Genomic DNA, 25,661 nt, shown 5'->3' with positions numbered 1-25,661 from the left:
CAATCGGGGATTTTGAGGCAGAACAAGAATAGGTCGAGGAGACCGCGCAGTGATTTTCCATGGTATGAAGTGGGCGCGCCCTGTCGCGCTGCTGACAGCGATTGCTGTTCTCGGCTCGTGTGGTTTGCCACAGGTTGGCCCCAACAAACGGCAGATTTATGCCGGCTCCGTCCAACGCGAGGGTGATTCGTTCATCGTAGCGGTCAATGATCGCGTCACCCGTGCCACGTCCGTGGTGCCCGCCCTTGGCTTTTCCGAAGGGTTCAAATCCGCCGCCGTTCTGGGGTCGGACACGATCCAGCCCGGCGACGTGCTGGGCCTGACGATCTGGGAAAACGTCGATGACGGCCTGCTGGCCGGCGAAATGCAGAACGCCACCCCGCTGGAAGAAGTGCAGGTCGACGGTGCCGGGTTCATCTTTGTGCCCTATGCGGGCCGTATCCGTGCCGCGGGCAACAGCCCCGAAGCCATTCGCCGCATCATCACCGCCAAGCTTGAAGAGCAGACCCCTGACCCGCAAGTGCAGGTGCGCAGGCTCGCCGGTGACGGCTCGACCGTGTCGCTGATCGGTGCGATCGGCGGCCAGGGTGTTTACGCGATCGAGCGGCCCACGCGCACGCTGGGGGCCATGCTGGCCCGCGCGGGCGGCGTGACCATCCCGCCCGAAATCGCGCAAGTGACCGTCATTCGCGGCACGCAGCGCGGCAAGATCTGGCTGCAGGACCTCTATGACCACCCCGAACTCGACATCGCCTTGCGCGGTGGCGACCGGGTTCTGGTCGAGGAAGACACCCGCGCCTTTACGGCGCTGGGTGCAACGGGCGGTCAGGCCCGTGTTCCATTCAAAAGCCAGAACATGAGCGCGCTGGAAGCCATCGCGCAGGTCGGCGGTCTGAACCCCGTGACGGCGGACCCGACGGGCATCTTCGTGATGCGCAACGAAGACGCGGTCATCGCCAATTCGGTTCTGGGCCGCAACGACCTGCAAGGGGCGCAGCGGATGGTCTATGTCCTGGACCTGACGCAACCCAATGGCATGTTCGAGGCGCGCGACTTCCTGATCCGCGATGGCGACACGATCTACGTGACCGAAGCACCCTATACGCAGTTCACCAAGATCCTCTCGGCGCTGACCGGGCCTGCGGGGTCCGTCAACTCGCTGGCAAGCATCGCCGGAAACTGACCTTTGACGCCTGCACCGCAGGGCATGCACGTCGCCGGACCTGAAAAGGTCCGGCGGCTTTGCGTTTACAACGGCGGTTTTCTGACCCAGCGCCGGGTGCGGCGCATTCTGCAACTGGCAGGCTACAAGATTGCGCTGGGCCTGCCGCGCGAGGGTGATCTGGTGGGCGTCTGGGGCAACAGCCCGACCGCGCATCGGGGCGAGAGCATCGCCGCGAAACATGGCGCGCCCCTCGTGCGGATCGAAGACGCCTGGCTGCGCTCGCTGTTTCCGGGGCGTGCATCCGGGCGGGCGGGCGATCCGCCGCTGGGCCTGCTGATCGACTATTCCGGTTTGCATTTCGACCCTGCGCAGCCATCCGACCTTGAGAAGATCCTGCGCGACGACCCGCTGGACGACACCGCCCTGCTGAACCGCGCCCGCGGCTGCATCGCGCGGCTGCAAGAGGCGCATCTGACCAAATATACCGCCTTCGATGCCACGCGCGCGCCGCTGACGCCGGGCTATGTGGTGGTCATCGACCAGACATTCGGCGACGCGTCGGTGCGCGCCAGCGGGGCCGACCGCAACCGATTTCTCGAAATGCTCTTTGTCGCGCAAGAGGAACACCCCGGCGCGCCCATCGTGATCAAGACGCATCCCGAGACCGCCCAAGGGTTCCGCCAGGGGTATTTCACCGCTGCCGATTGCAACGACCGCATCACGATGATGGACGACGCGATCAGCCCGTGGACCCTGTTCGAGGGGGCCATCGGCGTCTACACCGTCTCGTCGCAACTGGGGTTCGAGGCGATCTTCGCGGGCCACAAGCCCCGCGTGTTCGGGCAACCGTTCTATGCGGGCTGGGGGCTAACCACCGACGAATTTCCGGTGCAGCGCCGCCAGCGCAGCCTGACTCGCGCGCAGCTTTTCGCGGGGGCGATGCTGCTCTATCCCAAATGGTACGATCCTTATCGCGATTGCCTGTGCAGCGCCGAAACTGCCATCGAGACACTCGCCGCACAAACCCGCGCATGGCGCGCCGATCACCTCAGCTGGGTGGCCAGCGGCATGCGCCTGTGGAAACGCGCGCCCCTGCAAAAGGTCTTTGGCCGTCACAAGCGGATGGTCTTTCAGGACGACCCTGCCCGAGCCCGCGCCACCGGGCGGCCCTGGATGGTCTGGGCGGGCAAGGCGCAGGTGGGGCATGGCGATGCCGTGCGTGTCGAGGACGGCTTTCTGCGGTCGCGCGGTCTGGGCGCCGAGCTGGTGCCGCCGCTGTCGCTGGTGACTGATGACTTGGGGATCTACTACGACCCGTCCCAGCCCAGCCGTCTGGAACGTCTGATTGCCGAGCGGGCCAGCCTGCGCCCCGATCAGCGCGCCCGCGCCGAGGCACTGATCCGGCAGCTGAAGGATGCGGCACTGAGCAAATACAACCTGGGCGGTGCACTGCCTGAACTGCCCGATGGCCCCTGCGTGCTGGTTGTGGGGCAGGTCGAGGATGACGCGTCGATACGTACAGGATCGGGCGAAATATGTACAAATCGCGCCTTGCTTGAGGCCGCGCGTGCCGCGCACCCCGAGGCCACGCTGATCTACAAACCGCACCCGGACGTCGAGGCAGGCCTGCGCGCCGGGGCCTTTGACGCGAGCGACATCGCGGATGTGGTCGCCGCGCAGACCGACATTGCAGCGCTTCTGGGACAGGTGGACCGGCTGTGGACCATGACCTCGCTGACAGGGTTCGAGGCGCTGGTGCGGGGCGTGCCCGTCACCACCACCGGCGCGCCGTTCTATGCGGGCTGGGGGCTGACCGATGATCGCGGCGACGTGCCACCGCGCCGCCGCGCGCTGCCTGACCTGGCCGGATTGGTCCATGCCACGCTGATTGATTACCCGCGCTATTTCGACCCCAAAAGTGGCCTGCCCTGCCCCGTCGAGGTGGTCACCGAACGGCTGGCCTCGGGTGACGTGCCGCATCCCGGTGCGCTGAACCGGCTGGCCGCAAAGCTGCAGGGCGTCTTTGCCTCATACGCGCATTTGTGGCGTTAGTTCGGTAACTTACCCCTCGGCTCGCTCCCACAGGTGCATCACATCCGGCCCTATGCTGCGCACCTCAATCAGCTTGAACCGTGCCGCCTCGGAGAGTGACCCGAGCCCCAGAGCCCCGACGCCCGGCAGCCCCTCGGCACCGATTGCGAGACCTGCGGTAAAGCCCACCAGCCGGTCCACCAGATCATTCGCCAGCAGAGATGCGGCAAGCGCACTGCCGCCTTCGCAGTAGACCCGGTTCAGTCCGTGTGCGCCCAGTTGGGTCAGAACGTCATGGGTATCAAGCTGGCCACCGCTGATCTGGCAGGGCAGCAAGGTGGCCCCCAGCTCGGACCAGGTGCGTTGCAGATCTTTGTCGGCGTCCTTGCCGTGGCACAGGATCACGGGAATATCCCGCGCCGTTCGCGCCAGATTGCCCAGCAAGGGCAGATCGAGGCGGCGCGTCACCACCACGCGCGCGGGCTGGTTCGATACTCCCATATCGCGCACCGTCAGGGACGGATCGTCATGGCGCGCGGTGCCGCCGCCGACCATCACCGCATCGTGGCGCAGGCGCATGGCGTGGCCCACGCGCCGCGCTTCGGGGCCCGTGATCCACTGGCTTTCGCCGGTGCCGGTGGCGATGCGTCCATCAAAGCTGCTGGCGAGTTTCAGGGTGACCTCGGGGCGGCCCATGACCACGCGGCGGAAAAATCCGGCCATATCGGCAAAGGCGCGGTTGGCCATCAGGCCTTCTTCGACAGCAATCCCTGCATCGCGCAGCATCGCCAGCCCCTTGCCATCCACGCGGCCATCAACGTCGGCCACGGCGACCACCACGCGGGCGACGCCCGCACGGATCAGCGCCTGCGCGCAGGGCGGCGTCTGGCCGTGGTGGGCGCAGGGTTCCAACGTGACATAGACGGTCGCACCGCGCGCTGCTGACCCGGCCTGATCGAGGGCCACGACCTCGGCATGGGGCCGCCCGCCCGGCTGGGTCCAGCCGCGTCCGACAATCCGGTCATTTGAGACGATGACGCAGCCCACTGCCGGATTGGGCGCGGTATTGCCCTGCCCCCGCCGCCCAAGCGACAGGGCCAGCGCCATGTAGCGGCTGTCAGATGCGACGCTCACTCATCCATTGGCTGATCGGGACGCAGTTCCTGCACGAACTTGTCAAAGTCATCAGCCGCCTGGAAGTTTTTGTAAACGCTGGCAAAACGCACGTAGGCCACGGTGTCGATACGGGCCAGAGCCTCCATCACGATCTCGCCGATGGCTTTGGACGGAATGTCGGTCTCGCCCAGCGATTCCAGTCGCCGCACGATGCCCGAAATCATCTGGTCGATGCGCTCAGGCTCGATGGGACGTTTCTGCATCGAAATGCGGATCGAGCGTTCCAGCTTGTCGCGGTCGAAATCCTCGCGTTTGCCGCTGGATTTTATGACCACCAGATCGCGCAATTGGACGCGCTCATAGGTGGTGAACCTGCCACCACAGGCCGGACAAAAGCGGCGGCGCCGGATCGAAACGTGATCCTCTGCCGGTCGGCTGTCCTTGACCTGGGTGTCGATATTTCCGCAAAATGGGCAGCGCATTGGTCTGTCCCCTTCTTTTGTCCCGCCTCGTTGTGGGGTTTGACCCGCACTTATCCACAGTTATAGGGGGTTCCCTAGGTTTTGGGTAGAGTAGAAATGCGACCGCAAGATAGGCCGCCTATTTTTGCCCCTGCACTCCTGCGCTATGGGTCAATCCGGGCGGAAATGGGCCGCGACCTTGCGCTGATGCGGACGGTTCCTGTGTTCGAACAGGTAGATGCCCTGCCACGTGCCCAACACCATGCGCCCCGCCGTCACCGGAATGGACAGCGACACCGGCAGCATCGCCGCCTTGATATGGGCGGGCATGTCATCGGGACCTTCGTAGGTGTGGGTCAGATAGGACATCGACGGATCGGTCGTGGGTGGCACCAGACGCGCGAAATAGGCGTTCAAGTCGGTCTGCACCTCGGGGTCCGCGTTCTCCTGGATCAGCAGCGAGGCCGATGTGTGCTGCACCAGAAGCGTCAGCAGCCCGTCGCCCTGTCCGTGCAGCCAGCGCGCGACGGTCATGGTGAATTCGGTCAGGCCGGGGCCACGGGTGTCGATGTGAAACAGGGTCTGCATGGTGCGAAGGTGCCGCAGCGCCGAAGGGGCTGCAAGCGGTTCCTTGCATGGATTACAAGCTGCCCGGCACCCGCTGGCCTGCGCACAAAGACAGCGCATGGGAGACCGAAAGGGTCGATCCGGCCTGATAGGTGGAAAGCGCTGCGATCACGGTCTGGCGCGGCACCGTGTCTTGTGGGGACAGCGAAAATGTGACGGCGGTGCGTCCCGGCACGGCTTGGCTGGGACCGCGAGGGGTCACCACATATAGCCGCGCGCCGTGTGCGGGGTTCAGCGCATCGCGGGCATGGTCTGCCGCCGCGCACCACAGGCCACGCGCACCTGCGCCCTGGCCCTCGATCACCTCGAAAGTGTCGGCGGAGAGCGGCGCGATCGTCAGGTCGCTGGGGTCGGACAGACCTTGGGTCAAGCCGGGCGTGGCGACCGCAAGGCCAAGGATCGTGGTCAGTGTTTTCAGCATCGGGGCCTCCTGTCCCTGCCCTCAGGGGAAAATATCGTTCTTCTCGATGATCTGGTCTTTGCAGAACTGTTCGGCGTGAAACACCAGCAGGTTCGCCCCCGCGATGTCCGTGGTCACCGAATAGCCGGTGCGCGCAGCGATGCCAGGATCGCGCGTCGAGAACGCCACGCCAGTCTCCCCGGCACGGGTCTGCGCAGGGCCGCGCGGCGCGACGACGTAGATGCGCCCACGTTGCTTGCCCAGATCGCGAATGGCGTAATCGGCTGCCGCGCACCAGATCTCGCGGGGGCCTGCACCGCCCTTTTCGATCACCTCGTATGTGGTGTCAGACAGCGGGTTCACCTCAAGCTTGGGCGCGATGAAGATATCAACGTATTGGGCCGCCGCTGGCAGGCTGGTCAGGGCAAGTGCGAGGCTTGCGACGATTGGCAAATTGTACATGATCTTATTTCCTCTCTCTGCCCCTACATAAGATGCAGGGCCTGCGCCGCCAATCACATGGTCGTCACTGAACAACTGCCGTGCTCGCGCGTTGTTCCCTTTGAGCAATTCAGGAGACAGACATGAGCAACAAGACACTCTTCATCACCGGCGCATCATCGGGCATCGGGGCTGCGACTGCGCGGGCTGCTGCGGCGGCTGGCTGGAACGTCGGGCTGTTCGCGCGCTCTGCCGACAAAATCGACACACTGGCGGCAGAGATCGGCGATCAGGCCATGGCGCTGCCCGGTGACGCGACCGATCTGGATGCGCAGAAGAACGCGATCGACAAGCTGGCGGCAAAGTTCGGCGGGGTTCACGCGGCCTATGCCAATGCAGGCATGGGGCTGGACACACCGGGCACCGAAAACGGTGATCCGTCGGAGTGGAAGGACCTGATTGAACTGAACATTATGGCACTTCTCTACACGGCCAAGGTGGCGATGCCGCACCTGAAACCGGTGAAGGGCCACATGGTTCTGACCGGCTCCGCCGCTGGTCGTCGGCACATCAAGGGGTCGATCTACGGCGCGTCCAAATGGTTCGTGCACGGCTACGGCGGCAATCTGGCCGACGAGATGAACGAATGGGGCGGGCGCTGTACCATCGTCGCCCCCGGCATGGTCAACACCGGGTTCTTTGACGAGGAGAAGCCCGACAAGCTGCAACCCGAGGATGTGGCAGATGCGGTCGTGCATGCCCTGAACGCCGATCCGCGCAACACGGTGCGCGAAGTGTTCCTGATGCCGACGAACTGAGCCCTGTCAGGGCGCGGTGTCTATGAACCGCGCCCGCACGTCCTTATCGGGCACCATGCAGGTGTCGTAACGCCCGAAGATGCGGTAGCGGTTCCGCGCGATGACGTCGTAAAGCGGTCGCTTGATGACGGTGGGCATCCGTTTGGCGGCGGCGAAGGCGCGCCACGGCCAGCCCATCGCGGACATGGCGGCGGCGAAGGCGTCCAGCTTTTCGTAGATTAGCCCGTTCACGATCACCAGGTTGGTCTCGAAGTCGTCGGCGTTCAGATCGAGCGCTTTGTAGAGCGCCTGACCCAAAGGCGATTGCGCGGTGACGAAAGAAAACCGCTGCGCATGGTCATGGCGCAGTACAAAGCGGAAAAAGCCCGAGCAAAGCACACATTCCCCGTCAAAAACGATAAGGTCGCGGCCCCGAAGGACCGCGACCTGTGTTGCTGGCAGAACATCTATCGGACGGGACATGCTGTTGTCCCCCTGACTTTACTGATCCAGGAACGACCGCAGCTTGCGCGACCGGCTGGGGTGCTTGAGCTTGCGCAGCGCTTTCGCCTCGATCTGGCGGATCCGTTCGCGGGTGACGCTGAACTGCTGGCCGACTTCTTCCAGCGTGTGGTCGGTGTTCATGCCGATGCCAAAGCGCATCCGCAGCACACGTTCCTCGCGCGGGGTCAGCGACGCCAGCACACGTGTCGTCGTTTCCTTGAGGTTTTCCTGAATGGCGCTGTCCAGCGGCAGCACGGCATTCTTGTCCTCGATGAAATCGCCCAGCTGGCTGTCTTCCTCGTCGCCGATGGGCGTCTCGAGCGAAATCGGCTCCTTGGCGATTTTCATCACCTTGCGGACCTTTTCCAAAGGCATCTGCAGCTTTTCTGCCAATTCCTCGGGCGTCGGTTCGCGGCCAATCTCGTGCAGCATCTGGCGACCGGTGCGGACCAGCTTGTTGATCGTCTCGATCATGTGCACCGGAATACGGATGGTGCGCGCCTGATCCGCGATGCTGCGCGTGATCGCCTGTCTGATCCACCATGTCGCATAGGTCGAGAACTTGTAACCACGACGGTACTCGAACTTGTCCACCGCCTTCATCAGGCCGATGTTGCCTTCCTGGATCAGGTCGAGGAATTGCAAACCGCGGTTGGTGTATTTTTTGGCAATCGAAATCACCAGCCGCAGGTTCGCTTCGACCATTTCCTTCTTGGCCTGACGGGCTTCTTTCTCGCCCTTCTGGACCTGCTGCACGATGCGGCGGAATTCCGAGATGTCCAGACCGACGTACTGACCGACCTGTGCCATGTCTGCGCGCAGCTCGTCCACCTTGTCCGCAGAGCGTTCGATGAACATCTGCCAGCCGCGACCTGAGCGTTCGCCCATCCGCTCCATCCAGTTGGGGTCAAGTTCGTGGCCACGATAGGCGTCCACGAATTCCTTGCGGTTGATGCGCGCCTGATCCGCCAGCTTCACCAGGGCACTGTCGATCTGCATGATGCGGCGGTTGATGCCGTAAAGCTGGTCAATCAGCGCTTCGATACGGTTGTTGTGCAGGTGCAGTTCGTTGACCAGCAGCACGATTTCCGACCGGAGCTTTTGATAGGTGGTCTCGTCGACCTCGCTGAAGCTGGAGTCTTCGTTCAGCGTGGCCGAAATCCGGCTGTCCTGCATCTGGCTCAGCTTGACGTAATCGTCGGCGATGATGTCCAGCGCTTCGAGAACCTGCGGTTTCAGCGCGGCTTCCATTGCGGCCAGCGACATGTTGGCTTGTTCGTCTTCGTCCTCGTCGTCATCGTCGGCAATCGGGTTGCCGTCCGCGTCCAGCTCGGACTTGCCACCGTCGTTCGACTTCGATGTCTCCGAGGAGGCCCCCGAAACCACAGGTTCGGTGGTGACTTCGTCGCCCAGCTGGTCGCCGAATGTCGCCTCGAGGTCGATCACATCGCGCAGAAGAATGTCTTCGCTGAGAAGTTCGTCGCGCCAGATGGTGATCGCCTGGAACGTCAGCGGGCTTTCGCAAAGGCCCGCGATCATGGTGTTGCGGCCGGCCTCGATGCGCTTGGCGATGGCGATCTCGCCCTCGCGGCTGAGCAATTCGACGCTGCCCATCTCGCGCAGGTACATGCGCACCGGGTCGTCGGTGCGGTCCAGTTTCTCGGAGGTGCCCGAGCCCAGCGTGATCTCGCGGGTGCCTTCGGTCGTGGTCAGGTCGGTCGAACCCTTGTCCTCGTCCTCGGCTTCCTCGTCCTCGATGATGTTGATGCCCATTTCGGACAGCATCGACATCACGTCCTCGATCTGCTCGGAACTGACCTGATCGGGCGGCAGCACGGTGTTCAGCTGGTCGTAGGTGATGTAGCCCTTCTCGCGGGCTTCGGCGATCATCTTCTTGACGGCCGCCTGACTCATATCAAGCGAGTGACCGGTGTCGGAATCGTCGGTCTTGGTGTCTTCGTTTGTGTCTTTCGCGGCCATCGGTTGCTCCTGTTCAAGCACTCCTGTCACGAATCACCATACAGTGATTCGATTAACAGGGAATCATTCACGATTCGGGTGATTCGGCCACCCGTGTACCGTTATTTTCCCGAGGTTTCCCAACGAAAACCTCCCTAGTGTTGTTTTCTGCCCCGCTTCGAGAAGTCGATGGCATCGAACATAGCGCGACTGCGGGTCACTTCGCCCTTTTCCAGCTTCACGCCATTGTCGGCTGTCACAAAATCCCCGCTGCCCTCTTTCTGGGTGCTGCGGTTGGCACTGTCTGCGGCCTCGGCGGCCTGGCTCAGCCGCCAGGTCACTCCTTCGTCGGCCACCCCTGTCAGGTCTTCGGCGGCATCGGCAATTTCGGCGTCCAGCCCGCGCGCCGCCGACAGTTTTGCCAGTTCTTCGGCCACGGTGATCCGGGCCATGTCGGCGTCGCCCGGCGTGCGGATACATGGAACGATTGCGACATGGCTTGCACTCAGCAGGTTTTCAAGGGCTTCGGGGCCCCGTGCGCTGGAAATCTTTTCGCGCAACACCTCTGGCCCCTCGTGGGCATGACGCAGGATCAGATCGCGCAGGGCGGCGTTGTCGGGGTTGATGCAGCGCAGCCTTTCCAGTGGCGTTTCAAAGGCTTCGACCACCTGAGGGCAGGTAATCAGCGCCGCCATGATCACCGATTCGCGCAGCATGTGCGTGACCGTGTCGCCCGGTGCCATGGCCAGCGCCGAGGATTTGGTCGAGGGCAGCGGCACGGGCGCAGGTTGCCACTTGCCAAAACCGCCCTTACCAAAACTACCGCTGCGCTGGCCACCGGATCGTGCGGTGCCAGAGGGCGTGCGCTGCGGGCGGAACAGCTGCCAGCGCAGCTCCTTGATCTCTTGCCCATAATGACTGCGGATCGACGGGTCGGCGATCATCTTGATTTTTTCGCGCAGGGCCTTGTCCAGCGCCGCCTTGCGTTCGGGGCTGTCGAAAACGCGGCCCTCGGTCTCGCGCTGCCACAGCAGGCGCACCATCGGCATCGCCGCATCCAGCAGTTTTTGCAGCGCGGGGGCGCCAGAAGCTTTCAGCAGATCGTCGGGGTCCTGCCCTTCGGGCATCATCGCAAAGCGCAGGGATTGCCCCGCCTCGACCAGAGGCAGGGACAGGTCTATCAGCCGCATCGCCGCACGCAGACCGGCGGTGTCGCCGTCCAGCGCGATAATCGGTTCGGGCGAAATCCGCCAGAGCATCTGCAACTGGCTTTCGGTGATCGCGGTGCCAAGGGGGGCGACTGCAGCCCCGAAACCGGCCTCGGACAGGGCGATCACGTCCATGTACCCCTCGGCCACGATCAGCGGCTGACCCTTGCCCGCCGCTGTGCGCGCAGGCCCGTGATTGTAGAGGCTGCGCCCCTTGTCGAACAGTTCGGTCTCGGGCGAGTTCAGGTATTTGGCATTGTCGTCGGGGTCCATCGCGCGCCCGCCGAAGGCCGTGCAGCGCCCGCGCGCGTCGCGGATCGGGAACATGATGCGCCCACGGAAGGTGTCATAGGGCTTGCCGCCCTTCTGGCTGGGCTTGGCCAGCCCTGCGCCGATTATCAGATCGTCGGCGATGTTCTTGGACTTCAGATGGTCCCAGAGCCCCTGCCAGGCATCGGGGGCAAAGCCGATTTCCCAACGGTCCAGCGCCTGTTGGCTGAGGCCACGCCGTTCCAGATAGGCGCGCGCGTCCGATGCGACGCCGGTTTTCAGCTGAAGACGGTAGTATTGCACCGCCTGCTCCATCACCTCGGCCAGTTGGGTGCGGGTGTCGGCCTTTTGCTGGGCTTGCGGGTCGCGCTGAGGCATGGGCATGCCCGCCTCGCCCGCCAGAATCCGCACTGCCTCCATGAAATCGACGTTCTCGGTCTCACGCACGAAGGATATGGCATCGCCCTTGGCGTGGCAGCCGAAGCAATAGTAGAACCCCTTGCGGTCATCGACGTGAAAGCTGGCAGATTTTTCCTGGTGGAATGGGCACGGGGCCCACAGATCGCCCTTGGCCTGGTTTGACTTGCGGCTGTCCCACATGACCTTGCGGCCCACAACCTGTCCAAGGCTGAGGCGGGTGCGCAGTTCGTCGAGGAATCCGGGGGGCAGGCTCATGCCCTATTATATCGTATCGCGGAGCGTCAGAGTCCAGATGCGGTGCGCGCGCAGGTTAATTCCCGATGTCGCACCCGACGGTGACTGCGGGAGCCTCCGGCGGGGATATTTTGAGGCCAAAAGAAAGCGGGCGCGCTTACTGTTGCAGGCAAAGTTCCGACCATGCGCCTGCGAAATCCTTGGTTCGAAGGTCGCGGCGCTCTTGTTGGTAAACCCAAGGCGCGATGATCGGGATTGCGGCATCATAGGCGTCTGGCCAGCTGTGTTCGGCCTCGAGGATGGCGGCGGGAACGGCCTGTTCCCGGACCCCGTCCAGACGCGCGTCTTGCACGGCAGAGACGATGGCGGCCTGATGCGCGCAACTTTGTTCCTTGGTGTCGGCGGCGAAGGCGGTGGTCGACATGGCGGCAGCGGTGAGCGTCGCTGCGGCAATTTTTAACATACGGGTCATTGCGGGCCTCATTTAGGACGTGTGTTATGACTTTGGGTCAGCTTAGCGCCGTGCGGCCAGGCTTTCCATCGCCGTGACAAGATCGTGAACCAGTGTGGTCGCCATACTGCGGAAGACGAGGATAAGGTAGCTGTCGGCTTCGGTGCGGGTGATCGACGCATTCAGGTGACCCAGTTGCGTGCGCGCGGTATGGCCGCGTTTGAATTTGGCCGCCGACAGATCGACGGGAACCAGCCTGGCCAGCACCGCGGCGGCATCCTCGCCCGAGAGGGTCACGCAAGCCCAGGCGTCGGTCTGGTCGGTCAATGCTGCGTGCTCGGCCAATGCCGCGTCGGGGGTCGGGCCGACCAACAGCGCCATGTCGCGACCAAACCAGATTGCGCGCGCGCCATCATTGCCGGTCATACGATTTGGTGCGGGGAACGCCAGTCGGTGTGCGTCTTTCAGCGCTTCGGAGAGCGCCGACTGCTTGTAGGGTGCAATCGAAGTCAGTCTGCCCAGATTGGTCTCGATCAGATCACAGGTGCCGATGGACTTGGGCAACAGCCCATAGCAGGGCGTGGTGGCAGTCAGGGTCAGTGCGTCAGCCATATCATCAACCGCGGGCGCGGCCTCCTTCGGGGTCAAGGAAAACGGGGGAGCACACCTCGACCACGGTGTCGATCCCGCGCAGGGCATCGACGAAGCGCAGGCGGTCGCCATGGCGTTCGGCTCCGCCGCGCACAAAGCCAAGGCCGATGTAATGGCCAAAGGCGGGCGAAAATGCCACGGAAGTTACATAGCCCTGATCGTTGGCAGGCACCGCTTCGCTGGCGTCGGCATAGAGATGCGCGCCGGCGGTCAGCTTCTTGATCGCACCGACCGGTTTGAGGCCGACGAGTTGGGCGCGGTCGTCGTCGACCAGCCCCTCGCGTGCGGCCATCGTCTTGCCGATGCAATCCTTCTTGGCGGAAATCATCCGGTCCATGCCGACGTCGAAGGCGGTGGTGCGACCGTGGATTTCCGAATGGGTGATGTGTCCCTTTTCGATGCGCAGCACGTTCAGCGCCTCCATCCCGTAGGCACCGCCCTCCAGCGCCTCGGCGCGTTTGACCAGCACGCGGAATAGCGCATCGCCGTAGCGTGCAGGCACCGCAAGCTCGTAGGCATGTTCGCCCGAGAACGAGATGCGAAACAGCCGCGCGTCGATCCCCGCCACGCGCACCGGACCGCAGGCCATGAAGGGCCAAGTGTCGTTGTCGATCGGGGTTTCGACCAACCCGTTGACCAGATCGCGCGATTTCGGCCCGGCAATGGCGAATTGCGCCCATTGTTCGGTGACGGACATGATGCGCACGTCCCATTCAGGGTGGTGCGCCTGGGTCAGAAACTCCAGATGGCGCATCACCTGCCCTGCGGCCGCGGTGGTCGTGGTCATCACGAAATGCGTCTCGCCCAGCCGTGCGGTGGTGCCGTCGTCCATGACGTGGCCGTCTTCGCGCAGCATCAGGCCATAGCGCACGCGCCCTACCTTGAGCGTCGAGAACATGTTGGTATAGGCGAAGTCCAGCAGCTTGGCCGCGTCTGCACCCTGGATGTCGATCTTGCCCAGCGTCGACACATCGCAGACGCCCACCGCATTGCGCACGTGGCCGACTTCGCGGTCGCAGGATTGCCGCCAGTTGGTTTCGCCCTTGCGGGGGAAATAGCTGGGCCGATACCACAGCCCCGCTTCGATCATCGGGGCGCCCATGGCGACACTGGCCGCGTGCGAGGTGGTGTGGCGTTCGGGGGCGAAGCCCTTGCCGCGCGACCCTGCACCCAAGGCGGCCAGCGTCACCGGCGTATAGGGCGGGCGGAACGTGGTCGTGCCGGTTTCGGGGATGCCCCGGCCTGTCGCGTCGGCCAGCACAGCCAATGCGGCGACGTTCGAGTTCTTGCCCTGATCGGTCGCCATCCCTTGGGTCGTGTAACGCTTCATATGCTCGACCGAGCGGAAGTTTTCGGTCGCGGCCTGCTTCACGTCCTTGACCGTCACGTCGTTCTGGAAGTCGAGCCAGGCGCGGCCCTTGCCCGCGACCGCCCAAAGCGGCGTGATGGCATAGGGCGTATCGTCGGCCTGGGGCACGGCGATATCCGCGACGGTCATGCCCAGCGCGGACAAGGCTGCGCGCGCCGCATCGGCACCCGATGTCAGGCAGCCATGCAGGGTGAACCGGCCCGATGCAGCGCCTGCGACAGTCATGTCTGGGATGGCGTCTTGCCTAGGCACGAAGCTTGCGATGCTCTCGTCCCACTCGGGACGACCGTTCATGTGGCAGGTCAGGTGCACGGTCGGGTTCCAGCCGCCAGACATGGCCAGACAGTCGGTCGACAGCTTATCCTCGCCCGAGGTGGTGCGGTAGGTGATTGCGTCCAGCCCCTTGCGGCCCGTGCTGTTGCAGACCTGTGCGCCCCGGATCAGACGGTAGTCGCCCTGCGCCTGCGCGTCGGTGCGGCTATCGAGGACCGCCGTCACGTGGACGCCCGCGGCGATCAGGTCCAGCGCAGTGCGGTGCGCATCGTCGTTGTTCGCAAAGAGGGTGACAGATTTGCCCGGTGCAACCCCCCAGCGGTTGAGATAGCTGCGCACCGCGCCCGCCGTCATGATGCCGGGGCGGTCGTTGTTCTGGAATGCAACCGGCCGTTCCAGCGCGCCTGCGGCCAGGATGCTGCGCTTTGCCACGATCCGCCAGAACGTCTCGCGCGGGAGCCGCCCATCGGGGCGCGCGATGTGGTGCGAGACGCGTTCAAGCGCGCCGAAGGTGCCCTGATCGTAGACGCCGGTGACCGTGGTGCGGCTCATCAGGCGCACGTTTTCCATGCCCTTGAGTTCCTCCAGAACCGAGGCCGCCCAGTCGGCACCGTCCTGTCCATCGACCGTCTCGGTGTCGGACAGCAGGCGCCCGCCCATCTGTGCATCTTCGTCAGCCAGGATCACATCCGCCCCGGAGCGCGCGGCGACCAGTGCCGCCATAAGCCCCGCAGGGCCCGCACCGATGACCAGCAGATCGCAAAAGGCAAAGGCCTTTTCATAACGGTCCTGATCCGCTTCGCCGCTGAGTGCTCCCAGACCGGCGGCACGGCGGATCGCGGGCTCGTAGAGCCTTTCCCAGAAGGCACGGGGCCACATGAACGTCTTGTAGTAGAACCCCGCCGACAGGAAGGGCGACGCCAGATCGTTGATTGCCAGCAAATCGAAGTCGAGCGAGGGGAAGGCGTTCTGCGCGCGTGCCTCGAGCCCTTCGTAGATCTCCTGAACCGTTGCGCGCACGTTGGGTTCGCGCGCGGCCCCGACGCCTATGGTCATCAGCGCGTTGGGCTCTTCACTGCCTGCGGTCAGCACGCCGCGCGGGCGGTGGTATTTGAACGAGCGGCCCATCAGCCGCACGCCGCTTGCCAGAAGCGCCGAGGCGACGGTATCGCCTGCGAAGCCCTTGTATTGCATGCCGTCAAAACGGAAACTGACCGGCGCGCTGCGGTCGATGCGGCCCTTGCCTGCGATCCTCATCGTGCCGCCTCCGACGCGAGTTTGGCGCCTGAAATCGCGTGGGTCACGGTGTTGCGCGTGACCACCAGCCATGCGCCGCAGCCTGCGTCGTGGCTCCACAATTCGTCCAGATCGCCGGGCTGGTTCTCGCGCAGGTGAACGTAATTCTCCCACACGGCCGCATCTGCGTCGGGCGCGGGGCGGCTCAGCGCCACCGCTGAACCCTGATAGTAGAATTCGCGGCGGTCCCGGTCTCCGCAGATTGGACAAGGCAGGCGCATGTCAGTTCCCCTTGGTGCGCGCGTTGCGCAGCTTTTGTAAATCAATCATATCGCTGGTGAAGGCTTGCATCGGATGGTCCCACCGTCAGTGCAGGTTGTGCTGAGACCCTGAGGCCTCTTCATCCAGGATGCCCCGCCCGGTTCGGAACCGGTCCAGCCGCAGCGCCTTGGCCACGGGGTGCGGCGTGTCGGTCGCCAGCAGATGCGCGAACGTGTGTCCCGAGGCTGGCGTTGCCTTGAAACCGCCGTAGCACCAGCCGCAGTTCACATAGAGCCCGTCGATATGGGTGCGGTCGATCACCGGAGAGCCGTCGGGCGTCATGTCCATGATCCCGCCCCAGCTGCGTAGCATCCGCGCCTTGCCGATCACCGGCATCAGTGTCATCGCCGCCTCGACCACGTGTTCGGCGGTGGGCAGATTGCCCCGGCTGGCATAGCTGGAATACATGTCCAGATCGCCGCCAAACACCAGTCCGCCCTTGTCCGACTGGCTGATGTAGAAATGGCCCATGCCGTAGGTGATCACGTGATCGATGCAGGGCTTCAGCCCTTCGGTCACAAAGGCCTGAAGGATGTGGCTTTCTATGGGCAGGCGCATTCCGGCCATCGCCGCCACCTGACTGGACCGGCCTGCGGCGACCATGCCGATCTTTTTCGCACGGATCGGTCCGCGCGTGGTCTGCACCCCGCGCACCGCGCCGTTTTCGATGTCGATGCCGGTGACTTCGCATTGCTGGATCAGGTCCACGCCCCGGCTGTCGGCCCCGCGCGCAAAGCCCCAGGCGACCGCATCGTGCCGTGCCGTGCCGCCGCGTTTGTGGTAGAGCCCGCCGTAAATCGGAAACCGGGTCTGGTCGAAGTCGAGGTAAGGCAATTCGCGCTGCACGCCTTCGCGGTCCAGCAGGATCGCGTCGTCGCCTTGCGCGATCATCTGGTTGCCGCGCCGTGCAAAGGCATCGCGCTGGCCGTCGGAGTGGAACAGGTTGATGATGCCGCGCTGCGAATGCATCACGTTGTAATTCAGGTCCTGCTCAAGCCCCTCCCAGAGTTTCAGCGAGTGGCTGTAGAATTCCGAGTTGCCCGGCAGCATGTAGTTGGCACGCACGATGGTCGTGTTGCGGCCTACGTTGCCGCCGCCGAGGTATCCCTTTTCCAGCACCGCGACATTGGTGATGCCGTGCTGCGAGGCCAGATAATGCGCCGTCGCCAGCCCGTGACCGCCGCCGCCGATGATGATGATGTCATATTCGGGCTTGGGTTCGGGGTCGCGCCAATGCGGGGTCCAGCCCTTGTTGCCTGTCAGGCCTTCTTTCAGAACCCTCAGGCCGGAAAACCCTTTTGTCAGCCGATCAAAACCCATGACCCATCCTTAAGTCGACGCATGCACGGCGCACGCTGTCGTATCGGGCGAGAACTATCAATGGGTCAGAGTAAATCCAGCGAAATTTCCGGCATACGCAGGTCGGCCAGCGACACAGATTTAAGCGAAGGCGCAGGCAGAGGTTCCCCCCTACCCGCTTTTGGTTAAAGGCCCTTGGCGCGGTAGCTGCTGGCCACGCGTCCGATCGACACCAGATAGGCGGCGGTGCGCAGATCCTTGACGTCTTCGCGCGAACGCCAGACCTCTGCCATCGCCTGATAGGCGGTGCGCATCGTGTCCTCAAGCCCCGAGCGGACCAGCTCCAGCTCGCCCGCGCCACGCAGGTATTTCGTCTTGAAATCCGGCGAGAGGGTCCAGCCCAGTTCCTTGTCCTTCGAGAGCCGCTCAAGCTCGTCCACGATCAACAGGTGCCGCGCCTCTTCCTGGCGACGGCCCATGCGCCCGAAGCGGATATGGCTGAGGTTCTTGACCCATTCGAAATAGGACACGGTCACGCCGCCCGCGTTGGCGTACATGTCGGGGATGATCACGCAGCCCTTTTCACGCAGGATCTCGTCGGCGCCGGCAGTCACGGGGCCGTTCGCGGCCTCGATGATCAGCGGTGCCTTGACCCTGTCGGCGTTGCCAAGGTTGATCACGCCCTCAAGAGCTGCCGGGATCAGGATATCGCATTCGGCCTCAAGCACCGAAGCGCCGTCTTCGACGTAGGTGGCGTCGGCATAGCCCTTGACGCCGCCATGGTTGCGTATCCAATGCGAGACCGCCTCGACGTCGATACCCTTGGGGTCGGTCAGGGCCCCGTCACGTTCGATGATGCCCGTGACCAGTGCGCCGTCTTCTTCGGACAGGAACTTGGCCGCATGATAGCCCACGTTGCCCAGCCCCTGAACGATGACACGCTTGCCATCCAGCGAACCGGTCAGGTTGGCCTTGGCCACGTCCTGCGGATGGCGAAAGAACTCCTGCAGCGCGTATTGCACGCCGCGTCCCGTCGCCTCGACCCGGCCCTGGATGCCGCCCGCGTTGATCGGCTTGCCGGTCACGCACGCCTTGGCGTTGATGTCGGTGGTGTTCATCCGCGCGTATTGGTCGGCAATCCACGCCATTTCACGCTCGCCCGTGCCCATGTCGGGGGCGGGCACGTTCTGGCTGGGATGGATCAGGTCACGCTTGGCCAGTTCATAGGCAAAGCGGCGGGTGATCAGTTCCAGCTCGTGTTCTTCGTATTCACGCGGATCAATCCGCAAGCCGCCCTTGGAGCCACCGAAGGGCGCCTCGACCAGCGCGCATTTGTAGGTCATCAGCGCGGCCAGCGCCTCGACCTCGTCCTGGTTCACGCCCATCGAATAGCGGATGCCGCCCTTGACCGGTTCCATATGTTCGGAGTGCACCGACCGATATCCGGTGAATGTCTGGATCTTGCCGCGCAGACGCACGCCAAAGCGCACGGTATAGGTCGCGTTGCAAACCCGGATCTTTTCCTCAAGCCCCGGCGGGAGGTCCATCAGCGCGACTGCCCGATTGAACATCAGGTCCACACTATCGCGGAAACTGGGCTCTTGCACGTTACTCATCATACTTCCTCTGATCGCGACTCGGATTCTTCGAGACAACTGAGGCCAGCCTATGACGAAGTGGTTACAACTTGCTAATTTTTTGGGCGAATTTTTCGAGGAATATTCCGAATCGCGCCTAAGCGCAGTGACGGAAACAATCTGCAAGGCCGCCAGATCACTGTCCGCCCCAAGACCCCGAAAGCGCCACAATTGACTTAAAAACACCTTTAAAACACAGTGATTACCCCCTTTCGCCTGAATGTCACCATAATCTCCATGCATTCAAGGCTTCGGCGAATTGGCCTCATTTGGCCGCATTTGCAAACAACAACATTGGACCTCCATCATGACACGCATTCTACGCGACACGACATTCAAGTCAGCCCGCACCCATTCTTGCGGTGTAACGAGACGGTTGCGTGAATTTGCGCGTGCCGAAGACGGGACCATGACCGTATTCACCTGCTTCATGGTGCTGATGATGCTGCTGGTGGGCGGCATCGGTGCAGACCTGATGAAAGCCGAGATGGAGCGGACGCGATTGCAGAACACGCTGGACCGCGCGGTTCTGGCAGCGGCCGATCTGGACCAGAAAAGCACACCCGCGGACGTCGTGACCGACTATTTCGAAAAGTCGGGCATGGGCAGCTATCTCAACAGCGTCACCGTGGACGAGGGGCTGAACTTTCGCACGGTCACGGCCAATGCGTCGACCAAGTCCACCACCAGCTTCATGCGGCTGGTGGGTGTTGACGAGTTGAACGTGCCCGCCGCCGGCCAGGCCAGCGAACGCATCGCCAACGTCGAGATTTCACTTGTGCTGGATATCTCCGGCTCGATGGTTTCCAACGGCAAGATCCAGAACCTGCGCGATGCGGCAGCGGTCTTTGTCGACACTGTCATCCGCCCCGAAACCGAAGATCTCGTGTCGGTGTCGCTGGTGCCCTATTCTGAGCACGTGAACGTCGGCGAAGATATTTTTAAAGAGATCAAGACCTATCACCGCCACGATTTTTCCTATTGCGTCGAAATACCGGACTTCGAATTCGACAATGCGAATTTCGATCTTTCGCGCACCTATGACCAGATGCAGCACTTTCAATGGAACTATGACGGGCGCAACAATGACCGTTCGGATACGGTTTGCCCGAGCGAGGATGACTACGAAACGATCGCGCCGCTCAGCCAGAACGCGAACAGGCTGAAACAGCAGATCAGCCGGTTTCAGCCGCGCGCGGGCACCTCGATCTTTATGGGCATGAAGTGGGCCACTGCCTTGCTTGACCCGTCATTCCGACCTGTCGTTACCAAGTTGATCGGCAAGAACAAGATCGACAACGAATTTGCCGGCCGCCCCGTGGCCTATGACGACATCGAGACGCTCAAGACCATCATTCTGATGACAGACGGCAAGAATGACCGGTCGAACCGCATCGCTGATTGGGCTTATGATTCAGAAGGCGATTATGAGCATTGGAGCAAATACAACTTCAATTGGTACCTGTCCAACTACGTAAACAGAAATGACCGCTGGCGCTACTACACGTCGGATTACTACACCGCGACCAAGGGCGACACGCTTCTGGACAACATCTGCGACGCCGCCAAGGACAAGGGCATCGTGATCTGGGCCATCGGCTTCGAGGTGGACGACCACGGCGCAGGCGAGATGCGAAAATGCGCCTCGACACCCAGCCACTTTTTCCGCGTCGAAGGCGTTGAGATCACCGAAGCGTTCAAAGCGATTGCACGCACCATCAACCAACTGAGGCTGACACAATGACCCGCTTCTTGACGAAAGGACTGCGCAGGTTCCGCAAGGAAGAAGGCGGGTTCATGGTTGCCGAATTCGCGCTGGCGATCCCGCTAATCTTTACCTTGTTTCTCACATCGGTCGAACTGGGCATCTATACGGTTCATCAGATGTTTCTGGATCGCGGAATGGACATGTCCATCCGCATGGTCCGGCTGAACACCGCCAAGAACTATACCCACGCTGAACTCAAGGACATGATCTGCGATTATTCGGCCATCCTGCCCGATTGCAAGGCGCAGTTGCGGGTCGAAATGAACCTGGTGGACATGCGCAGCTTTGCCGGTCTTCCAAGCAGGGCCGATTGCGTGGATATATCCAAGCCGATCACGCCGCTGCGCACCTTCACGCGCGGGTCGGACCATTCGATCATGCTGATCCGTGGCTGCTATATGTTCGACCCAATCTTCAGAATGAACGGTCTGGGCGAAGCCTATACAAAAGATGGCGCAGGCCATGCGCAAATGGTCAGCACCTCGGCCTTCGTACAGGAGCCACGCTGATGTCGCTTGCAAATCCAATTCGCTGGTTGCGCCGGTTCGCGCACAAGGAAGATGGCAACGTCGCCATCGAAACGATCATCATCCTTCCGGTGCTGTTCTGGGTCTATCTGACGATGTATGTCATCTTCGATGCTTACCGGCAGCATGCGCTGGCGGAAAAGGCGGCCTATACAATCGGCGACGTGATCTCGCGGCAGACAACGCCACTGGACAACGCCTATCTCACAGGCACGCAGGGGCTATTGGGCTATCTGACCCGCAACAGGGATCTGTCGCCTTCCATCCGGGTCACGTCGATCAGATATGATGCCAACAATGACATCTACAAACGCGACTGGTCGAATACCCGCGGACCCGGCATCTCGGCACTGACCGACCTGAACGTCAAGAACTGGCACGAGCGCCTGCCCATCATGCTGCACGACGAGCGGATCGTGGTGGTCGAAACCTTCGTCAATTACACGCCACCGTTCAACACAGGCTTTCCCGACATGCAGATCAGAAACTTTGTGTTCACACGCCCACGCTATACTCCGCAGGTCTTGTGGACCTCGGGTTAGGTCGACGTGCCCATGTCGCGTTGGGCCAGCTTGATCGCGATGATTTCGGACACGGATTTCGACTGAGACCCAGGCGTCATGCCGCCCACGCCGATCCGGTTGCCGATCCGCCACCAGAGCCCCGGTTGCCACGTGCGCGACTTGGGGCTCTTGGTTTTCAAAAGAAAGCCGTTCGACGGTTTGAACGCAAAGACCCCGCGGTCGATGCTTTCGATCTCGTCCATCGTCGCCAGAATGGTGCCTGCGGTGTCGCGCAGTTCGGTTTCGGTCAATACGATGGTGTGCCCCGTCGCCTGCCACATGCGGATCGACAGCCACAGCGACGTGGCTCCGATCAGCAGCAGGAACAACTGCCAGCCCAGCGCCGGGGGCTGGAAGAACGCAAGGTAGATCAGCAGCAACCCCAGCAGGGCCACCGACGTCACACCGATGATCCGCCGCCCGAATGACGCGGATACCGCGGCCAGAACCTCGTCTGGGTTGATGTCTTGCATGTTGGGGTCCCCCGTTTGACCCCTTTTGCATGGCGGACTGCAGCGGGGCAAGCTGTCAGTGACGCCGCGCCACCTCATAGCCGCGTTCTTCGGGTTCGTCGTCGACAAGTTCCTGGGGGAAACCGTCCGCAAGGATGCGCAGGCCCGTCGCCTCTTCCAGCCGTTCGATCATGCGATCCGACTGTGCGCGCAACCCATAACGGGCCTGTCCGTCGGTCATCATCTGGATCATCAGCGGCGAGATTTCCAGCGGCACGCCTGCGTCATCTGCCAGCTTTTGAAACAGCCCGATGTCCTTTTGGATCAGGTCCATCGTGAAGTTCACATCGCGCGATCCCGACAGGATCAGCTGGCTTTCCGTTTCGTGCACGAAGCTGTTACCCGACGACATGGCAATCGCCTCGTAGGTCAGGCCCAGATCGACGCCGGAGGCCTTCATCACCGTCAGTGCTTCGCAGAGCGTCAGCAGGTTGGCGGTTGCCAGATAGTTGGTCATCACCTTCAACGTCGATGCGGTGCCGATGTCGCCCACGTGCAGGATGCGACGCCCCATATGGGTCAGCACCGGCAAGACCCGCTCGAACGTGGGCCTGTCGCAGCCCGCGTAGATCGAGATGTTGCCAGTGTCCGCCCGGTGGCATCCGCCGGACACCGGGCAATCGACCGCGCGCCCATCGCGTTCGGCGACCAGACCGGCAAGCCTTTTGATATCGGCGGCATCCGTGGTCGACATTTCGATCCAGATCTTGCCCGCGCGGACCTCGGGCAGCATCTCGTGCACCACCGCGGCCGAAGCCGCAGGCGAGGGCAAACAGGTGATCACCGCATCGCACGCGCGCATCATCTGCGCTGGCCCCTCCCCTTGGGTGGCGCCTGCGGCAACCTTCAGGTCGATCAGGTCCGGGTCCAGATCAAAGACCTGCACGTCCTCGCCATTGCGGATCAGGCTGCCCGACAGCTTTCCGCCTACATTGCCCAATCCGATAAAACCGATTTTCATGTGAAGGCTCCCAGTTTTTGGGAGTTTTCAGGTCAAGTGACCCGCTGTCCGCTCCAATTGCGACGCATGAAGGGCTATTAAGCCGCTTCGGAGATTGCCTGACTGCAAGCGATGCTGGAAATTGTACGGCGACTGTACAATAGTGCAGCGGGACTCAAACCTTCAGGTGCCGCCCCGACCCGATGCTGGAATAACATGATGAAACGCATGAGCGTTCGCAGTTTCTATACGCGCTTGACGGCCTCGGTGGTTCTGCCGACCCTGATTTGTGCTGTGTTCGCGAGCGTTTTCAGCCTGGTTTTCACGATGAACACAATGAGCCAGCGGGCAGAGAGCCATATCGACACGCTGGCGCAGATCAGCAGCGTTCACATTTCACAGCAGGCCGAACGGCAGGATCTGGACACGATCCAGAAGGTTCTGAACCAGCTTGTGGCGTCGGACGATCTGGTCGGGGCCAGGGTGTCGGGACTGAGCCCGGACGATATGATAGCGGGACTTTCCGATGACATCGCCTTGCCGGTGATGGCGTCGGCGGCATTGGGCCACACGGTCAACGGCACTTACCAGCCTCTCGGCATGCTGACGCTTTACGGCTCGCTTGGATCGGCCCGCCAAGACAGCATGCTGCGGGCTTTCTTTATTCTTTGCATCGCGGGTCTGTGCACCGTGCTGATCGCCCTGATGATCATAGTCATGCTCAGCCGCAGTGTCATGCGACCGCTGACCGAAATCGACCAGTGGCTGCGCGACCTCGATCCGTCGCGGCCCGACGCCGCAGCCCGGTTCAGCACGACATCGCAGCGGCACATGATCGCCCCGCTGCGCCATGTTGTCGATGCCATCGAAAGCCTGCGCGCCCGTATCACCCAATCCGATCAGCTGACGCGGCAGCAGCAAAAGGAATTGACCCGCGCGGTGGACATCGCCCGGCTGGGATATGCCTCTTACGATGTGACGCAGCGGCGCTTTACCGGATGTGATGCGGCATTTGCAGAGATGCTGGGCCTGAGCGTCGATGAAATCCTGACGGCTGACGGTTTCGACCTGGCACGCAGCGACCTGCTGCTGGATTTCGACGAGGAAAGCAGCGCCGAACGCCACGCCGCCCTTGCGCGCGGAGAGACCGTGACAGCGACCTACCGCATCATGCTCCGGTCGGGGAAAATTCGTATTGTCCGCGCCATAATCGAGCCGGTGCCTGGCCCCGATGACAGTCCGCCCATGTTGGAACTGGTGGCTCAGGATGTGACCGAAATGCATCTGGCCGAACAGCGCGCCAACCAAGCCGAACACATGTCGACGCTTGGCAACCTGACCGGCGGCGTGGCCCACGATTTTAACAATCTGCTGGCGATCATTTCCGGCAACATTGAGCTGACCGAGCTTTCACAGTCCGAAGCCGAGCGGGCCGAGTACATCGACAACGCATTGTCAGCCGTGGCGCGCGGTGCGGCGCTGACGCAGCAATTGCTGGCCTTTGCGCGCAATCAGCCGCTGTCGCCTGCGGAGATTGATCCGCACAGTTTCCTGACCTCGGTGTTGCCGAGATTGCGCAAGGCGGTCGGTGCGGCCATCACGATCAAGGTCCCTGTGGAAACAGGTGGATGGACCTTGCACGCGGATGCCACGCAACTGGAAGCAAGCCTGGTGAACCTTGCGCTGAACGCCGCCGATGCCATGCCAGAGGGCGGCATCCTGACCATCACCATCGACAACCGTGAGATAGACAGGTTTCAGGCCCGCCAGATCCCAGGGTCAGAGCCTGGTGAATATGTCTCCATCGAGGTTGCCGACACCGGCGAAGGCATGAGCCCGGCCGTCGCCGCCAAGGCGTTCGATCCGTTCTTTACCACCAAGAGCGTCGGAAGAGGCACCGGCATGGGGCTGGCCATGGTTCTGGGGTTCGCCCAGCAGTCGGGCGGTTTTGCCACGCTGAACACCATCGAGGGGCGCGGAACTGCCGTGCGCATCTGTCTGCCAAGGGCGCAGGTCCAAGCGACCTTCGGCATTTCGCCCGGCGAAACAGGCCCCGAGGGCTGCACGCGCGGGCGCGCCGCTCTGAAAGACCGCCATGTGCTGCTGATCGAGGACGAGGACCAGTTGCGTATTCTCTACGCAGGCCAGCTTGAAGCGATGGGGTGCCGGGTGACCCAGACGACGTCTGCGGTACATGCGCTGGTAACGGCGCGGAAAATTGACCCGCCGGATATCATCCTCAGCGATATCGTCCTGCCGGGGGGAAGCAATGGCATAGAGTTGGCCGAAACGCTGGTTCAGTTCTTTCCCGATGCCAAGGTCATCTTCGTTTCAGGCTTTTCCGAGAATGCGATGCTGAATAACGGAATGTTAGCTGCCGGGGGCGTATTGCTGCAAAAGCCCTTTGGCAGAAGCAAACTGGAAACCACTCTTGTCAACGCGATCCTGCAACAAACCCGCACCGTGGACCTCTGACCCCCT

The 25,661-nt window shown here is 62.5% G+C and carries 23 protein-coding genes; 7 read left to right on the top strand and 16 right to left on the bottom strand.

Translation table 11 applies throughout. The annotated features are described in order from the left end of the window. The first annotated feature begins 64 nt into the window (after positions 1-64). Positions 65-1,183 (top strand): polysaccharide biosynthesis/export family protein, encoded by a 1,119-nt coding sequence (locus NTA49_RS05815; RefSeq protein ID WP_261368177.1) that lies wholly within the window; start codon positions 65-67, stop codon positions 1,181-1,183. Positions 1,184-1,207: 24 nt separating this feature from the next. After that, positions 1,208-3,217: a capsular polysaccharide biosynthesis protein gene (locus NTA49_RS05810; protein ID WP_258293717.1), complete on the top strand. Its 2,010-nt coding sequence runs from the start codon at positions 1,208-1,210 to the stop codon at positions 3,215-3,217. 9 nt (positions 3,218-3,226) lie between these two features. Here NTA49_RS05810 and ribD read toward each other — a convergent pair whose 3' ends face one another. From ribD to NTA49_RS05785, 5 genes are all read right to left on the bottom strand, one after another. Further along, complete coding sequence (gene ribD, locus NTA49_RS05805; RefSeq protein ID WP_258293716.1) at positions 3,227-4,330, bottom strand: bifunctional diaminohydroxyphosphoribosylaminopyrimidine deaminase/5-amino-6-(5-phosphoribosylamino)uracil reductase RibD; 1,104 nt, start codon at positions 4,328-4,330, stop codon at positions 3,227-3,229. Next, a complete protein-coding gene (nrdR, locus tag NTA49_RS05800) occupies positions 4,327-4,794 on the bottom strand; it encodes a transcriptional regulator NrdR (protein ID WP_258293715.1) in 468 nt (155 codons plus the stop codon). The genes ribD and nrdR overlap by 4 nt, the downstream gene beginning before the upstream one ends. 150 nt (positions 4,795-4,944) lie before the next feature. Then, complete coding sequence (locus NTA49_RS05795; RefSeq protein ID WP_258293714.1) at positions 4,945-5,361, bottom strand: secondary thiamine-phosphate synthase enzyme YjbQ; 417 nt, start codon at positions 5,359-5,361, stop codon at positions 4,945-4,947. Positions 5,362-5,413: 52 nt separating this feature from the next. After that, positions 5,414-5,821 carry a hypothetical protein gene (locus NTA49_RS05790; protein ID WP_258293713.1) on the bottom strand — a complete coding sequence of 136 codons (408 nt, stop codon included), beginning with the start codon at positions 5,819-5,821 and terminating at the stop codon, positions 5,414-5,416. 21 nt (positions 5,822-5,842) lie between these two features. Beyond that, the gene (locus NTA49_RS05785) at positions 5,843-6,262 is read right to left on the bottom strand and encodes a hypothetical protein (RefSeq protein WP_258293712.1); all 420 of its coding nucleotides are present in this window, start codon (positions 6,260-6,262) and stop codon (positions 5,843-5,845) included. 122 nt (positions 6,263-6,384) lie between these two features. Here NTA49_RS05785 and NTA49_RS05780 point away from each other — a divergent pair, with 122 nt between their 5' ends. Beyond that, positions 6,385-7,059: an SDR family oxidoreductase gene (locus NTA49_RS05780; RefSeq protein WP_258293711.1), complete on the top strand. Its 675-nt coding sequence runs from the start codon at positions 6,385-6,387 to the stop codon at positions 7,057-7,059. A 6-nt stretch (positions 7,060-7,065) separates the two neighbouring features. Here NTA49_RS05780 and NTA49_RS05775 read toward each other — a convergent pair whose 3' ends face one another. The 9 genes from NTA49_RS05775 to NTA49_RS05735 form a co-directional block, all read right to left on the bottom strand. Further along, a complete protein-coding gene (locus NTA49_RS05775) occupies positions 7,066-7,521 on the bottom strand; it encodes a thiol-disulfide oxidoreductase DCC family protein (protein WP_258293710.1) in 456 nt (151 codons plus the stop codon). 18 nt (positions 7,522-7,539) lie between these two features. Beyond that, complete coding sequence (gene rpoD, locus NTA49_RS05770; protein WP_258293709.1) at positions 7,540-9,522, bottom strand: RNA polymerase sigma factor RpoD; 1,983 nt, start codon at positions 9,520-9,522, stop codon at positions 7,540-7,542. A gap of 134 nt (positions 9,523-9,656) precedes the next feature. After that, a complete protein-coding gene (dnaG, locus tag NTA49_RS05765; RefSeq protein WP_258293708.1) occupies positions 9,657-11,654 on the bottom strand; it encodes a DNA primase in 1,998 nt (665 codons plus the stop codon). 136 nt (positions 11,655-11,790) lie between these two features. Then, the gene (locus tag NTA49_RS05760) at positions 11,791-12,105 is read right to left on the bottom strand and encodes a hypothetical protein (RefSeq protein WP_258293707.1); all 315 of its coding nucleotides are present in this window, start codon (positions 12,103-12,105) and stop codon (positions 11,791-11,793) included. A gap of 42 nt (positions 12,106-12,147) precedes the next feature. Next, positions 12,148-12,696 (bottom strand): sarcosine oxidase subunit gamma, encoded by a 549-nt coding sequence (locus NTA49_RS05755; RefSeq protein ID WP_258293706.1) that lies wholly within the window; start codon positions 12,694-12,696, stop codon positions 12,148-12,150. Between the two features lie 4 nt (positions 12,697-12,700). Continuing rightward, positions 12,701-15,634 (bottom strand): sarcosine oxidase subunit alpha family protein, encoded by a 2,934-nt coding sequence (locus tag NTA49_RS05750; protein ID WP_258293705.1) that lies wholly within the window; start codon positions 15,632-15,634, stop codon positions 12,701-12,703. Next, positions 15,631-15,894: a sarcosine oxidase subunit delta gene (locus NTA49_RS05745; RefSeq protein ID WP_258293704.1), complete on the bottom strand. Its 264-nt coding sequence runs from the start codon at positions 15,892-15,894 to the stop codon at positions 15,631-15,633. Before NTA49_RS05745 ends, NTA49_RS05750 begins: the two co-directional genes overlap by 4 nt. An 85-nt stretch (positions 15,895-15,979) precedes the next feature. Next, positions 15,980-17,254, bottom strand: coding sequence for a sarcosine oxidase subunit beta family protein (locus NTA49_RS05740; RefSeq protein WP_258293703.1), 1,275 nt, complete (start codon positions 17,252-17,254; stop codon positions 15,980-15,982). A 164-nt stretch (positions 17,255-17,418) separates the two neighbouring features. After that, entirely contained in the window at positions 17,419-18,849 is a 1,431-nt protein-coding gene (locus NTA49_RS05735; protein ID WP_258293702.1) for a Glu/Leu/Phe/Val family dehydrogenase, read from the bottom strand. 430 nt (positions 18,850-19,279) lie between these two features. Between NTA49_RS05735 and NTA49_RS05730 the strand changes: the two genes are divergently transcribed. From NTA49_RS05730 to NTA49_RS05720, 3 genes are read left to right on the top strand one after another with little or no spacing between them, the layout of a single operon-like run. Next, entirely contained in the window at positions 19,280-20,614 is a 1,335-nt protein-coding gene (locus NTA49_RS05730; protein WP_258293701.1) for a pilus assembly protein TadG-related protein, read from the top strand. After that, positions 20,611-21,147 (top strand): TadE/TadG family type IV pilus assembly protein, encoded by a 537-nt coding sequence (locus NTA49_RS05725; protein ID WP_258293700.1) that lies wholly within the window; start codon positions 20,611-20,613, stop codon positions 21,145-21,147. Before NTA49_RS05730 ends, NTA49_RS05725 begins: the two co-directional genes overlap by 4 nt. Beyond that, positions 21,147-21,707 carry a TadE/TadG family type IV pilus assembly protein gene (locus tag NTA49_RS05720; protein ID WP_258293699.1) on the top strand — a complete coding sequence of 187 codons (561 nt, stop codon included), beginning with the start codon at positions 21,147-21,149 and terminating at the stop codon, positions 21,705-21,707. The genes NTA49_RS05725 and NTA49_RS05720 overlap by 1 nt, the downstream gene beginning before the upstream one ends. Here the strand turns inward: NTA49_RS05720 and NTA49_RS05715 are convergent. Together NTA49_RS05715 and NTA49_RS05710 are read right to left on the bottom strand one after the other, a co-directional pair. Beyond that, positions 21,704-22,201: a hypothetical protein gene (locus NTA49_RS05715; RefSeq protein WP_258293698.1), complete on the bottom strand. Its 498-nt coding sequence runs from the start codon at positions 22,199-22,201 to the stop codon at positions 21,704-21,706. The two genes, NTA49_RS05720 and NTA49_RS05715, sit on opposite strands and share 4 nt — an antisense overlap. A gap of 55 nt (positions 22,202-22,256) precedes the next feature. Continuing rightward, a complete protein-coding gene (locus tag NTA49_RS05710; RefSeq protein WP_258293697.1) occupies positions 22,257-23,201 on the bottom strand; it encodes an NAD(P)-dependent oxidoreductase in 945 nt (314 codons plus the stop codon). Positions 23,202-23,516: 315 nt separating this feature from the next. On the opposite strand from NTA49_RS05710, the gene NTA49_RS05705 reads away from it, so the two are divergent. Further along, complete coding sequence (locus NTA49_RS05705; RefSeq protein ID WP_258293696.1) at positions 23,517-25,655, top strand: hybrid sensor histidine kinase/response regulator; 2,139 nt, start codon at positions 23,517-23,519, stop codon at positions 25,653-25,655. The last annotated feature ends 6 nt before the right edge of the window (positions 25,656-25,661 follow it).

The sequence above is a fragment of the Pseudosulfitobacter koreensis genome (genome assembly GCF_024733015.1).
GTDB classification, from domain to species: domain Bacteria; phylum Pseudomonadota; class Alphaproteobacteria; order Rhodobacterales; family Rhodobacteraceae; genus Pseudosulfitobacter; species Pseudosulfitobacter koreensis.
This window is presented reverse-complemented; position numbering and strand designations above follow the sequence as displayed.